The sequence below is a fragment of the Wenzhouxiangella sp. YN9 genome, assembly GCF_056324165.1.
Map to the genome: position 1 here is coordinate 114179 of NZ_JBJNIP010000091.1, position 12504 is coordinate 126682.

Consider the following 12504-nt stretch of genomic DNA (forward strand, 5'->3'; position numbering starts at 1 on the left):
TTCGAGCGAGAACTACTCCTCGACGTAGAACTTCTGCTGAAAGCTGAATCGAGCCGGAGGCCGCTTGCTGTCTTCCGGGCGCACGCTGATGTCGAAGGTCAGCGTCTCCTCGTTGCTGATGCGGAAGGTGCCGATGTAGTAAACGGCGTCTTCCTCCCGGATTTCCTGCAGCGCAATCTCGCGCCGCTGACCGGTGAGGTTGATCGCGGAGGCCTGGACCGAGCCGCTTACAGGCACCGCCATGCTGTCGTCCGAGCCGGCCTTGCGCAGTACGGTGATGTTGATCATCGCGCGCTGGCCCGAGCGCGTGATGCCATAGGCGCTGGCGACTTCGGCGGGCAGCATGCGCGTATTCATCGCGCTGTAGTGAACGCGGTAGTCGCCAATGTCTTCGAACTGCTGCGCCTGGGCCGCGAACGACGCCAGCAGCAAAGCGAATGCGGTGAATAAAAAGACAGCAAGCTGTCGAGTCATGTCCTTTGCCCTTGCCGTTGAACTGCCCCAGATGCTACGCCCGCCGGGGGTGAGGCGGCAAGCGGTTGGGGCAAAGACCTCGGGCTCTTCAAGGTTCTTTTTTGAGCGTGGCACCTCGCCGCTTGGCTGCATGCCCGCGCACACGCTGTTCATACGCCCAACAGGATGATCAAGAACTGAATGGCGATCAATGCCACCAGCGGTGAAAGATCGAAGCCGCCGAGAGGCGGAAGCACGCGGCGGATGGGGGCCAGAACCGGTTCGGTGAGCTGATAGACCAGCGGCACGATGGGGTGGCGGAAGCCTTGTCCCACCCAGGAGAGCAGCACGTTGACGATGATCAGCACCAGGTAGAGCACCAGCAGCATGCGTACCAGCCTGAGGGCGGCCAGCAAGAAAAGCACCGGCCAGCCGATGCTCCAGCCGTTGAGAGCCATGAGGATGACCAGCAGGGTCAGCTCCAGAATGTAGAGCCAGGCAATGCCGGCCAGGCTGAGCGAGCCGACGCGCGGAATGAGCCTTGCCAGCGGCTTGACCAGCGGATCGGTGATGCGGATCAGCGCCTGACAGACGGGGTTGTAATAGTCGGCTCGCAGCGCCTCCAGCAGGATGCGAAGCATCAGTGCCGCCAGATACAGCTGGAAGGCAGTCTCGATCAGAAAGGAAAACGCCTGGTTGGCCGAGCCGCCCATCAGTCGTCTCCGAGTTCGCGTCCGCGCTTGACCGCTGCCTGCACGGCCTTGTCGACGAGCGTCTCGAAGCCGTTGCTCGACAAGCTCTCGAGGGCCGCGGCGGTGGTGCCACCCGGTGAGGTGACGCGCCTGCGCAGTTCGCCGGCGTCAACATTCGACCTCGCCAGCATGGTGCCAGCGCCGAAGGCCGTCTGGCGAGCGAGTCGGGCCGCCGTTTCCGCGCTCAGGCCAGCGGCGGTGCCGGCGGCGGTGAGATGCTCGACCAGCGCAAAAAAGTAAGCCGGACCCGAGCCCGAAATGGCGGTGACCACATCCATCAGCGCTTCGTCTTCGACCCAGGCGATCTCGCCGGCCGCTTCGAGCACTTGTTCGGCGCGCTGGCGATCACGGTCGCTCACGCCGTCGGCGGCGGCCAGTCCGGTCATGCCGGCCTGATACAGCGCGGGCGTGTTGGGCATGGCCCGCACAATGCGGGTGTGCCCATCCAGATGCTCCCGGATACGCGCGATCGGCATGCCGGCGGCTACTGAAATCACCAGCGTGTCGCCGCCGATCGCCCCGGCAACCGAGGTCAGCACCTTGTCCATTACTTGTGGCTTGACCGCCACGACCAGCACGTCGGCGGCGCTCGCCGCCTCGCCGTTGTCGGCGTGGGTGGTCACGCCCAGGTCGCTGGCCAGGGAGCGGCGCTGGTCTGCGCTGGGGTCGGCCACGCGGATGGCTTGCGCTTCCGTGCCGCCGGCGATCAGCCCGCTGATCAAGGCGCGGCCCATGTTGCCGCCGCCGATAAAGGTGATGGTGAAGTTTGCCATGGGCTCTATTGTAGGGGGGCGCTGGCCCGGAGTGCCAGCGACAGGGGTGTTAGCTTGTTAGTTTGTTCGCTGGTTGGCTGGTTGGCTGGTTCGGCGCGGGAAGGTTGGCGGGGCGGCGTAGCCGCGCTGGGGTCCGGTGGAGTCCGACAGGCGGCTTTCGGCCGTGGGCGCGGTTCTACCGCGAAAAAGGGTTTCGGCCCAGCACGGCCATTCGCGGCGTAGCCGCCCCGCACTGTCTTGCGGTTGCCGAACCAGCCAACCAGCGAACAGGCTAACCGGCGAACCGTCAGTCCCTGGGTCCGAAAAGCGCTGTCCCGACTCGCACTAGAGTCGAGCCTTCCGCAATGGCGGCCTCCAGATCCGCGCTCATGCCGGCCGAGAAGGTGTCGATCTGCGGGTGCTGGTTCTTGAGGTTTTCGAACAGCTGGTACAGCCGAGCGAACACGGCGCGTTGATCGTCGTGTTGCTCACGCGCGGCGGGAATGGCCATCAGGCCGCGAAGCCTCAAGTTTGCGCAGCGGCTGATCTGCTCTGCCAGCGTGGTTATTTCTTCGGGAGCGCAGCCCGCTTTCTGCTCCTCTCTGTCGACGTTGACCTGAATGAGCACATCCAGCGGCGCCAGCGCTTCGGGTCGCTGGTCGTCGAGTCGCCGCACGATGCGGGCGCGATCGATCGAGTGCACCCAATCGAAGTGAGCGGCGATGAGCCGGGTCTTGTTCGATTGAATCGGGCCGATGTAATGCCATTGCAGCTCATGAGCTTCGAGCGCGGTGATTTTCGCCACCCCCTCATCGACGTAACTCTCGCCGAAGGCGTACTGGCCGAGCTCGTGCAGCTGCAGAATGGTTTCGGGCGGCCGGGTCTTGCTGACGGCCAGCAAGTGGATGTCGTCACCAGCGCGGCCGGCAGCGCTGGCGGCGGCCTTGATGCGTTTGCGCGTATGCTCGATGCGTGCGTGAGCGGATTCCGGGGTGATTTGATTCATGGCCAAGTTACGCTAAGATCGTTTGGTGTGCTGAAAAGCCGGGATGTGTTCAGACCGCCCGGCGGGCGAGCCGGCACACGTCACCGGCAGGCCGAGGGTCACAGGCAGGGAGTTCCCCATGGATATTACAGAATTACTCGCGTTTACCGTCAAGAACAAGGCATCCGACCTGCACATTTCGGCCGGTCTGCCGCCCATGATCCGCGTTGACGGTGATGTTCATCGTATCAATACGCCGGCCATCGAGAACAAGGAGATGGCCGAGCTCATCTATTCGACGATGAATGACCACCAGCGCCGCGACTACGAGGCCAACCTGGAGGTCGACTTCTCCTACAACGTGCCGGGTCTGGCGCGGTTTCGTGTCAACGCCTTCCATCATCATCGCGGCATGGGCGCGGCCTTCCGCGTCATTCCCAATGACATCTGGTCGCTGGAGGATCTGGACGCCCCGATCATTTTCAAAGACATTGTCGAGGTGCCGCGTGGTCTGATTCTGGTTACCGGCCCGACCGGTTCAGGCAAGTCGACAACGCTTGCGGCCATGGTGGATCACCTCAACAAGACCGTGCCAGGCCACATCCTCACCATCGAGGATCCGATCGAGTTTGTCCATACCTCCAACCGCTGCCTGATCAATCAGCGCGAAGTTCACCGCGATACCCACGGCTTCAATCAGGCCCTGCGTTCGGCCTTGCGTGAAGACCCCGACATCATCCTGGTCGGCGAGCTGCGCGACATGGAGACGGTGCGGCTGGCCCTGACGGCCGCCGAGACGGGCCACGTGGTGTTCGGCACGCTGCATACTTCGTCTGCGCCGAAGACAATCGACCGTATCATCGACGTCTTTCCGGGCGATGAGAAGCCGGTGGTGCGCTCAATGCTTTCCGAATCCCTGCGGGCCGTCATCTCGCAGACGCTGCTGAAGAAGGTGGGTGGCGGGCGAGTGGCCGCCCACGAGATCATGGTGGCCACCTCGGCGATCCGCAACCTGATTCGCGAAGACAAGGTGGCGCAGATGTATTCGGCCATTCAGACCGGGCAGAATGCCGGCATGACCACCCTCGATCAGTCACTGATCGAGCTGGTGCGACGCGGCCTGGTGCCCAAGCAGGAGGCCATGCGCAAGGCGCAGAACAAGTCGGCGCTGGCCTGAGCGGCCGCGCCGAAGTCCATATGCCCAAGGAGGCACGATGAATACCATTCAGGACTGGCTGCACAAGCTGCACGAAACCCAGGGTTCGGATCTTTTCGTGACCGTGGGCGCGCCGCCCTGCATCAAGGTGCACGGCAAGATCAAGCCGCTCACGCGAGAAGCGCTCAGCCATGACATGGCGCACGACATCATCGACTCGGTCATGACGGCCGATCAGCGCGAAGAGTTCCATTCAACCCGTGAGTGTCAGTTTGCCGTCTCCCTCGAGGGCGTCGCCCGATTCCGGGTTTCGGCCTTTTATCAGCGCAATAGCGTGGGCATGGTCTGCCGCCGGATCGAGACCAAGATCCCATCGTTCGAAGAGCTCGATCTGCCCGAATCGCTGTCGGAGCTGTCGATGGTCAAGCGCGGCATCGTGATCCTGGTGGGCGCGACCGGCACCGGCAAGTCCACCACGCTGGCGGCCATGGTCGGTCACCGCAACATCAGCGCCTCCGGCCATATCGTGACCATCGAGGACCCGATCGAGTTCGTGCACAAACACCGCAAATCGCTGGTGACCCAGCGTGAGGTGGGCATTGACACCGAGTCTTTCGATGTGGCGCTGAAGAATACGTTGCGCCAGGCCCCCGACGTGATTCTGATCGGTGAGGTTCGCACCCGCGAGTCGATGGAGCAAGCGATCACGTTTGCTGAAACCGGACACCTCTGCCTGACGACCCTGCACGCCAATAACGCCAACCAGGCCATGGATCGCATCCTGCACTTCTTCCCCGAAGAGCGCCATCCGCAGGTGCTGCTGGATCTGAGCTTCAACCTTCGGGGCGTGGTGGCGCAACAGCTGGTGCCGTCGATCGACGGCTCTCGCCGCCACGTTGCGCTGGAGATCATGCTCAATACGCCGCTGGTGCAGGAAAAGATTCGCAAGGGCAAGATCGAGGATCTGAAGGAGATCATGAAGGATTCACGCCATCACGGCATGGTGACGTTTGATCAAAGCCTGCTCGATTTGTACCAGGAAGGCCTGATTTCCTATGAGGAAGCCCTGCGCCATGCCGATTCGGCCAACGATCTGCGCCTGGCGGTCAAGCTCAGCGAAGGTGGTGACGCCGAATCGCTCTCCGGCCGGCTGCAGGATCTCAACCTGGTGGACGACGGACGCTTTTGATCCAGCCACGCCCGTTCTGCAAACCGGCCCGGGCAGCAGGTCTGGTCGCCGCTGCTCTCCGGGTAACGGCTTTTTCCGCCAGCGTTAACGTGCGATTAACCGCCCGGCGCCTATGATCGGAGTCGTTGGTGCCCATCGCGCGAGCCAGGAGTCTGCACCGACGGTTACGGGGCAATGTGGGCCCGGGCGGACTGTAACAGTCTGTCCGGGCATTTTTTTAGCTCGATTTCGACCAGGACAGGGGCATTCGGCTGATGCGAATTCTGATCATCGAAGACAATCGTGATATTGCGGCCAATCTGGGGGATTTTCTCTCCGACCGTGACCATGAGGTCGATTACGCCTATGACGGCGTCACCGGCCTGCATCTGGCCATCGTCAACGAGTTCGATGCCATTGTCCTCGACCTTGCGCTGCCGGGCATGGATGGCCTGGAGGTCTGCCGCAAGCTGCGCGAGGACGGACGCAAGGAAACGCCGGTGCTGATGCTCACCGCGCGCGATCAGCTCGAGGACAAGCTCACCGGCTTCGAATCCGGCGCGGATGATTATCTGGTCAAGCCTTTCGAGCTGCGCGAGGTGGAAGCCCGCTTGCAGGTGTTGTCCCGACGCGGCCAGCGCGTCAAACCGCGTGAGCTGACGGTGGGCGACCTTGAATACAATCTGGAAACCCTGACCGTTCGGCGTGCGGACAAGCCCATCGACCTCAATCCGATCGGCCTGAAGCTGCTCGAGAAACTGATGGCGGCCTCGCCCGCGGTGGTGACCCGCCGTGAGCTCGAGCACCACGTCTGGGGTGAGGAGCTGCCCGATAGCGACAGCCTGCGTGTGCACATCCACAGCCTGCGCGCGGCGATCGACAAGCCCTTTGGTCAGCCCATGATCCAGACCCGACACGGCATCGGCTATTGCCTGGTGGCTCCGGATGAAGTATCGGCGTCGACTTAGAAGCCGCCTGATCTTTTCCTTTTTGCTGTTCGGCACGCTTCTGAGCGTGCTGTTCGCGGTAGCCGTTTTGCTGGTTCAGAGCCTGCTGGTCGACGCCCTGATCTCGCGTACCCTGGCTGATGAAATCAACCAGTACGTCGCTGATCTGCGCGAAGACCCGACCCTGGTCGAGCCCTTCTATACGCGCATCGAGGGCTACGTGACCCGACCCGGCAAGGCCGGCATCGTACCGGCGCCCTTTCGTGATCTGGCCAGCGGCGTTCATGATGTCAGCACCGCCGGCGCCCAGTACAAGGCAGCGGTGCGCAAGGAAGACGATTTCTGGGTTTTTCTGACCTATGACGTGTCGGAAAATCAGGAGCTGGCGCGCCGGCTACAGCTTGCCCTGGCCGCAGCAGTGGTGCTGTTCGTGCTGTTTTCACTGGCCATGGGAGTCTGGTCTTCGAGCCGCATCATGGCGCCGGTGACCGAGCTGGCTCACCGGATCGAGGCCATGGATGAGTATGCCCCGTCGGGCGATCTGGCGCGTCATTTCCCCGATGACGAGGTCGGGCAGCTGGCCGCGGCTCTCGATGACTATGCTCACCGCCTCAAGGATCTTGTCGAGCGCGACAAGGCCTTCAACGCCGATGTCTCGCACGAGCTGCGAACGCCGCTTGCGGTGATCTCCGGCGCCACCGAGCTGTTACTGGCCCAGCCCGACCAGAACGAGCGAACGCGCGAGCGCCTGCTGAGAATCGCACGAGCCGCTCGCCAGTCCACCGATATCACCACGGCGCTGCTGCATCTGGTACGCGCCGAGCGCGACGCCGATGGCGAAGGCCGCGCGCACGACCTTGGCCAGATTGCCCGCCAGGTGCTTGGCAACTACGAGCCGCTGATCGGTGACCGCACCCTCAAGCTGCAGGTCGACGAACGCGAGGGCGTCAGTGTCATCGCGCCTGAAGCGGTCATCGCTGTGACTCTGGGCAACCTCATTGGCAACGCCATTCGTTACACCAGTGACGGTGAGGTGCGAGTCCTGATCCGCGCCGGCGAGGTCAGCATTCTCGATACCGGGCCGGGTATTGCGGAAGAAGAGCTGCCGCGCGTCTTCGATCGTCAGTTTCGTGGCCGGCAGGCCAGCGGCACCAAGGGTTCGGGTCTCGGGCTCTCCATCGTCAAGCGATTGTGCGATCTCTACGGCTGGCGGATCGAGTTTGCCAATCGCGATGAAGGCGGGCTGGCGGTCACGGTGCACTTCTTTCCGGATCGGGGCGGGCTGCCGGGTTAATAACAGCTGCCCGGGCTGACCAAGCAGCCAAACCCGGCCTTTCCCGTCGCAGTCAGCCGCTCGCGCCGCTACAATAGCCGCATGGCATTGATCAATTGTCCCGGCTGCGGCCGCCGCGTTTCCGACCAGCACAGAGTTTGCCGCCACTGCGACCTGCCGTTGGGCGAGGTTTCCGACGAGGAGGTTCGTCGTATCCAGCACCAGCGCTGGCGCAAGCGGATGTGGCAGGCGAAGAACATCGCCTATATCGGCATGGCCGTGCTGCTGGCGGGGGCCATCAGCTGGTGGCTGTCCGGAGCTTCGGGCTGGAGTCTGCCGTTGCCGGCGGTTGCGGTCTTGTTGCTGGCTCTGGGGCTGGTGCTCTACCTGGGTGGTCGAGCGTGGTTGTTCTGGCTGAAGATGCGGCGGAATCGACCCGAGCCGTGATCACGCCCCGCAGGCCGGTTACAGGTCCTGCTTGTAGCGCACGTAGGGAATGCGCCCGTAAATGCTTTCCATTGGATCTTCCAGCGTGGTCGCATCCGATGTGGGCTCATCAGCGCGGGGAGCCGCGTCCATGATGTTGCGCACGCCAATGGACAGTGCCCCGTTGCGCGGTGCGTGCCAGGAAAACTCCAGGTCGAAGGAGCTCAGCGTGGACGAGGCCTGCTCCGGGCTCAGCCAGAGCGGCAGTTCGCGCTGCTGGCCGAGCATTTCGCCGCTGAAGTTGCCTCGACGCCAGCCCAGCAGCAGCTGCGCGTTGTTGGCGTAGCGCATTTCTTCGACGGCGTCCATCGGCTTGAGCGCCATGCCCAGTTCGGACAGACTCATGCGCTGGCGATAGCGTGCCAGCTGCAGGCCGACGAGAAAGTCACCAATGCGCTCGGTCTCGATGCCAAAACTGACGTTGACATCAAGCCCTGCGATTGCCTTGCCCGCACCGTCGACGCTGTGCGGCGTCCACAGTGCCGGTTCCGCGCTCGGACCGAAGCTGCTCTGGTTCTGCAGCGGTGTTTCATTGCCGTGATAGGCGCCAATGCCGAGCTTCAAGCCGGGTGCCGCCATCCAGTCGCCGGAAACCTGCAGCAGGTTCATCGTGTTGCCGGGCAAAGGCTGATCAACAAAGCGGCAGTCCTGGGCCAGATAGGAGTTGATGGTCATCATGCCCTGGCTGCACTGGATGTGCGCCAGGCTGGCGGTATTCATCTGCCACGCCTTGAGCGACCATGAAAAGCTGCTCGCCGGGTCATCGGACTGGCTGAAGCCCGGCTGACGGCCGGAAAGGGGCATGGTGACCGACAAGCGTGGGCGTTCGCCCGGCAGGCCCAGGGGTGAGCGCTTGGCGATGACGCGCAGCATCGGCGCCTGGGGCGCCGGCAGCTGCGTCGAACCGCTTTCAGGCACGATCGACCACGGCATGTCGTCCGTCGTCTGGGCCTGGGCCCCGACGGCGAGCAGCACTGATATGATCAGAATGTGCCTGAAAAGAATCATTCCCTCGACTCTTGCGTTGATTTTGCGTTGTCCGGCTCGTACAGGCTTTGACGGCGGCGCGGCAATAAAGTTTTGCCGAATTTCAGTCTAACAGAGGCCGGGGCAGGCTGCACTCGTAAAAAGCGATGCAAGTGCCCGATATTGCCGCGTTTCTCCGCCCCTGAAAGCGCCCGGCAGTCGGGGTGGTCAGCGGGCATTCGGCAGGACCGGCCCCGACGCGGGCGCGAGGCTGTAAAATATGCCGACCTACCGCTCTACACATCATGCAGGCACCGACAGTTTCATGACCCAGCCAACCCCCGATCGCCGACAGCTCGCCAACGCCGTGCGCGCGCTGGCCATGGACGCCGTCGAGCGCGCCAACTCAGGCCACCCGGGCATGCCCATGGGCATGGCCGATATCGCCGAGGTCCTGTTCAACGACCATCACAAGCACAATCCGGCCAACCCCGACTGGTGGGACCGCGACCGCTTTGTCGTCTCCAACGGTCACGGCTCGATGCTGCTCTACAGCCTGCTGCACCTGACCGGCTACGACCTGCCGCTGGAAGAGCTCAAGAACTTCCGCCAGCTGCACTCGATGACACCCGGCCACCCCGAACGCAAGGATGCGCCGGGCGTGGAAACCACCACCGGCCCGCTGGGGCAGGGGCTGGCCAATGGTGTGGGCATGGCGCTGGCCGAAAAACTGCTGGCCGCGCGCTTCAACACAGACGTGCACACCATCGTCGACCACCGCACCTGGGTGTTTGTCGGCGACGGCTGCCTGATGGAAGGCATCTCGCACGAGGCCTGCTCGCTGGCCGGCACGCTTGGCCTGGGCAAGCTGGTCGTCTTCTACGACGACAACAACATCTCCATCGACGGCGACACCGACGGCTGGTTCACCGACGACACGCCGGCGCGCTTCAAGGCCTACGATTGGCACGTGGTCGAAGATGTCGACGGTCACAGCGCCGAGGCCGTCTCGGCGGCCATCGACCGTGCTGTTGCCGTTGACGACAAGCCCACGCTGATCTGCTGCAAGACCACCATCGGCTTCGGGGCGCCCAACAAGGCTGGCACCGCCGGTGTCCACGGCGCCGCCCTGGGTGAAGACGAAATCACCGCCGCGCGCGAGCAGCTGGGCTGGCATTATGCGCCCTTCGAGGTTCCCGACGACATTCGCGCCGGCTGGGACGCGCGCGAGAAGGGCGCCGCCGCCGAGCAGGCCTGGAACGAGCGCTTCGAAGCCTACAGGCAGGCGCACCCGGACAAGGCCGGCGAGTTCGAGCGGCGCATGAAAGGAGCGCTGCCCGACAGCTTCGACGATCTGGTCGACGGCATCCTGAAAAAGATGCAGGGCGACGACAAGAAGGTTGCCACGCGCAAGGCTTCTGGTGCCTGCATCGAGGAGTTCGGTCCGCACCTGCCCGAGCTGCTCGGCGGCTCGGCCGACCTGACCGGCTCCAACAACACCAACTGGTCGGGCAGCGTCGACGTGCTCGACGATCCGGCGCGCGGCAATTACATCTACTACGGCGTGCGCGAGTTCGGCATGACCGCCATCGTCAACGGCCTGTACCTGCACGGCGGCTTCATTCCGTATGCGGGCACCTTCCTGGTGTTTTCCGACTATGCGCGCAACGCCGTGCGCATGTCGGCGCTGATTCCCACCGGTGCCATCCACGTCTATACGCACGACTCCATCGGCCTGGGCGAAGACGGCCCCACCCATCAGCCGGTCGAGCACGTCACCAGCTTGCGCATGATTCCCAACCTGGATGTGTGGCGCCCGGCCGACAAGGTCGAAACCGCCGCCGCCTGGGCCGAGGCGCTCAGGCGTCGCCAGGATCCTACCGCGCTGGTGCTCACCCGCCAGGGCCTGCCGCACCTGGAAAAGACCGAAGATCAGATCGAGGCGATTGCAAAAGGCGGCTATGTGCTGGCCGACGCCGCGGGCGGCGAGCCCGAGGCGATCCTGATCGCCACCGGTTCGGAAGTCGGCCTGGCGATGGAAGCCGCGGCCGAGCTGAAGAACAACGGCACCGAAGTTCGCGTCGTTTCCATGCCCAACCCCGGCCGCTTTCTCGAGCAGGACGAGAGCTATCGCGAAGCCGTCCTGCCGGGCAGCATCAGGGCCCGCGTGGCGATCGAGGCCGGCGTCAGTTACTACTGGTGGCCCTTCGTCGGCGAACAGGGCCGGGTCATCGGCATCGATACGTTCGGGGCGTCCGCGCCGGCGGAAGACCTGTTCCGCGAGTACGGGTTTACTACGGAGCGAATAGTGGCTGCCGTCCGCGAGGTGCTTTGATCGTCGCGGACGCAATGACCAGGTGTCAGGCGGCAATTTGCAAACAAGGATCGAATGTCCAAATGACCGAACGACAGCCGAGCTTTGCTGGCAGCAGGCGAGTTTCCGTCATTCGGTCATTGCAAACTTATCATTGGGCAGGCTCCGGTGGTGAACCGAACCGGCCCCGAGTACAATCCTTATATCCCTGAAAGTCAAAGTTCTTGGAGACTCAGATGCCCATCAAGGTTGCCATCAATGGTTATGGCCGTATTGGTCGTAACGTGTTGCGTGCGCTCTATGAAAATGATCGTCGCAGCGAAATCCAGATCGTCGCCATCAACAGCTCGGCCGAGGTCACGACCAATGCCTTGTTGACCCAGCGCGACACGGTTCACGGCAAGTTCCCCGGCGAGGTGTCAGCGGACGGCGACCACTTGATTGTCAACGGCGACCGGATCAGACAGCTCTCCGACCGCGACCCGTCGCGGCTGCCCTGGGGTGAAATCGGCGTTGATGTGGTGCTCGAGTGCACCGGTGCGTTCAACAGCAGGGAGAAATCCGCCGCCCACCTCGAAAGCGGCGCTCGCAAGGTGTTGATCTCCGCGCCCGCCGGCAAGGATATGCCGACCATCGTCTACGGCGTCAACCACGACACTCTCGAAGCCGATGACGTCATCGTATCGAGCGCCTCGTGTACCACCAACTGCCTGGTTCCCCTGGTCAAACCGCTCCAGGATACCATCGGCATCGAGCAGGGGCTGATGACGACCATTCACGCCTACACCAATGACCAGGTGCTGACCGACGTCAACCACAAGGATCCGCGCCGGGCGCGCTCGGCCACCCAGAACCAGATTCCGACCAAGACCGGTGCCGCTGCCGCGGTCGGGCTGGTCATGCCCGAACTCGATGGCAAGCTTGACGGTCACGCGATCCGCGTGCCCACCATCAACGTCTCGCTCGTCGATCTGAGCTTCATTGCCAGCCGCGACACCTCAGTGGAAGAGGTCAATGCGACGCTCAAACAGGCCAGTGAAGGCAGTCTCAAGAATATTCTGGGCTACAACACCGAGCCGCTGGTCTCCAGCGACTTCAATCACGATCCGCGTTCGTCCATTTTTGATTCCACCCTGACCAAGGTCTCCGGCCGCATGGTCAAGGTTTTTGCCTGGTACGACAACGAGTGGGGCTTTTCCAACCGCATGCTCGACACCGCTGTGCTGATGGCAAACAAGTGAGCAGGGGGTCG

General features: G+C 63.2%; 12 protein-coding genes. 7 read left to right on the top strand and 5 right to left on the bottom strand.

Going from position 1 to position 12504, the window contains the following annotated elements:
• Positions 1–12 precede the first annotated feature (12 nt).
• The 4 genes from ACEWQ0_RS07790 to ACEWQ0_RS07805 all read right to left on the bottom strand — a co-directional run bounded on the left by ACEWQ0_RS07790 (position 13) and on the right by ACEWQ0_RS07805 (position 2963).
• Positions 13–474 (bottom strand): DUF4426 domain-containing protein, encoded by a 462-nt coding sequence (locus tag ACEWQ0_RS07790; protein ID WP_476484995.1) that lies wholly within the window; start codon positions 472–474, stop codon positions 13–15.
• Between the two features lie 149 nt (positions 475–623).
• Positions 624–1166 (bottom strand): YggT family protein, encoded by a 543-nt coding sequence (locus tag ACEWQ0_RS07795; protein ID WP_476482581.1) that lies wholly within the window; start codon positions 1164–1166, stop codon positions 624–626.
• Positions 1166–1978, bottom strand: a complete 813-nt coding sequence (gene proC / locus ACEWQ0_RS07800; RefSeq protein WP_476482582.1) for a pyrroline-5-carboxylate reductase — start codon at positions 1976–1978, stop codon at positions 1166–1168. Before proC ends, ACEWQ0_RS07795 begins: the two co-directional genes overlap by 1 nt.
• A 286-nt stretch (positions 1979–2264) precedes the next feature.
• Positions 2265–2963, bottom strand: a complete 699-nt coding sequence (locus ACEWQ0_RS07805; protein ID WP_476484996.1) for a YggS family pyridoxal phosphate-dependent enzyme — start codon at positions 2961–2963, stop codon at positions 2265–2267.
• Positions 2964–3081: 118 nt separating this feature from the next.
• Here ACEWQ0_RS07805 and ACEWQ0_RS07810 point away from each other — a divergent pair, with 118 nt between their 5' ends.
• The 5 genes from ACEWQ0_RS07810 to ACEWQ0_RS07830 all read left to right on the top strand — a co-directional run bounded on the left by ACEWQ0_RS07810 (position 3082) and on the right by ACEWQ0_RS07830 (position 7933).
• Entirely contained in the window at positions 3082–4119 is a 1038-nt protein-coding gene (locus tag ACEWQ0_RS07810; protein WP_476482584.1) for a type IV pilus twitching motility protein PilT, read from the top strand.
• Between the two features lie 37 nt (positions 4120–4156).
• Entirely contained in the window at positions 4157–5287 is a 1131-nt protein-coding gene (locus ACEWQ0_RS07815) for a PilT/PilU family type 4a pilus ATPase (RefSeq protein ID WP_476482585.1), read from the top strand.
• 254 nt (positions 5288–5541) lie between these two features.
• A complete protein-coding gene (locus ACEWQ0_RS07820; RefSeq protein WP_476482586.1) occupies positions 5542–6234 on the top strand; it encodes a response regulator transcription factor in 693 nt (230 codons plus the stop codon).
• Positions 6212–7507: a sensor histidine kinase gene (locus tag ACEWQ0_RS07825; RefSeq protein ID WP_476482587.1), complete on the top strand. Its 1296-nt coding sequence runs from the start codon at positions 6212–6214 to the stop codon at positions 7505–7507. The genes ACEWQ0_RS07820 and ACEWQ0_RS07825 overlap by 23 nt, the downstream gene beginning before the upstream one ends.
• 81 nt (positions 7508–7588) lie before the next feature.
• Positions 7589–7933: a hypothetical protein gene (locus tag ACEWQ0_RS07830; protein WP_476482588.1), complete on the top strand. Its 345-nt coding sequence runs from the start codon at positions 7589–7591 to the stop codon at positions 7931–7933.
• A gap of 18 nt (positions 7934–7951) precedes the next feature.
• Here the strand turns inward: ACEWQ0_RS07830 and ACEWQ0_RS07835 are convergent, their stop codons facing one another.
• Positions 7952–8980, bottom strand: coding sequence for a hypothetical protein (locus ACEWQ0_RS07835; RefSeq protein ID WP_476484997.1), 1029 nt, complete (start codon positions 8978–8980; stop codon positions 7952–7954).
• Between the two features lie 283 nt (positions 8981–9263).
• Between ACEWQ0_RS07835 and tkt the strand changes: the two genes are divergently transcribed.
• Positions 9264–11273 carry a transketolase gene (gene tkt / locus ACEWQ0_RS07840; RefSeq protein WP_476484998.1) on the top strand — a complete coding sequence of 670 codons (2010 nt, stop codon included), beginning with the start codon at positions 9264–9266 and terminating at the stop codon, positions 11271–11273.
• A gap of 215 nt (positions 11274–11488) precedes the next feature.
• On the top strand, positions 11489–12493 hold the full coding sequence (gene gap / locus ACEWQ0_RS07845) for a type I glyceraldehyde-3-phosphate dehydrogenase (protein ID WP_476482591.1): 1005 nt from the start codon (positions 11489–11491) through the stop codon (positions 12491–12493).
• Positions 12494–12504: the final 11 nt, after the last annotated feature.

Excerpts from the sequence above, each read along its gene's own strand:
- ACEWQ0_RS07805 (WP_476484996.1), bottom strand. The coding sequence starts at position 2,963 with ATGAATCAAATCACCCCGGAATCCGCTCACGCACGCATCGAGCATACG.
- ACEWQ0_RS07810 (WP_476482584.1), top strand. The coding sequence starts at position 3,082 with ATGGATATTACAGAATTACTCGCGTTTACCGTCAAGAACAAGGCATCC.
- ACEWQ0_RS07820 (WP_476482586.1), top strand. The coding sequence starts at position 5,542 with ATGCGAATTCTGATCATCGAAGACAATCGTGATATTGCGGCCAATCTG.
- tkt (WP_476484998.1), top strand. The coding sequence starts at position 9,264 with ATGACCCAGCCAACCCCCGATCGCCGACAGCTCGCCAACGCCGTGCGC.
- proC (WP_476482582.1), bottom strand. The coding sequence starts at position 1,978 with ATGGCAAACTTCACCATCACCTTTATCGGCGGCGGCAACATGGGCCGC.
- ACEWQ0_RS07790 (WP_476484995.1), bottom strand. The coding sequence starts at position 474 with ATGACTCGACAGCTTGCTGTCTTTTTATTCACCGCATTCGCTTTGCTG.
- ACEWQ0_RS07795 (WP_476482581.1), bottom strand. The coding sequence starts at position 1,166 with ATGGGCGGCTCGGCCAACCAGGCGTTTTCCTTTCTGATCGAGACTGCC.
- ACEWQ0_RS07835 (WP_476484997.1), bottom strand. The coding sequence starts at position 8,980 with ATGATTCTTTTCAGGCACATTCTGATCATATCAGTGCTGCTCGCCGTC.
- ACEWQ0_RS07825 (WP_476482587.1), top strand. The coding sequence starts at position 6,212 with ATGAAGTATCGGCGTCGACTTAGAAGCCGCCTGATCTTTTCCTTTTTG.
- ACEWQ0_RS07815 (WP_476482585.1), top strand. The coding sequence starts at position 4,157 with ATGAATACCATTCAGGACTGGCTGCACAAGCTGCACGAAACCCAGGGT.
- ACEWQ0_RS07830 (WP_476482588.1), top strand. The coding sequence starts at position 7,589 with ATGGCATTGATCAATTGTCCCGGCTGCGGCCGCCGCGTTTCCGACCAG.
- gap (WP_476482591.1), top strand. The coding sequence starts at position 11,489 with ATGCCCATCAAGGTTGCCATCAATGGTTATGGCCGTATTGGTCGTAAC.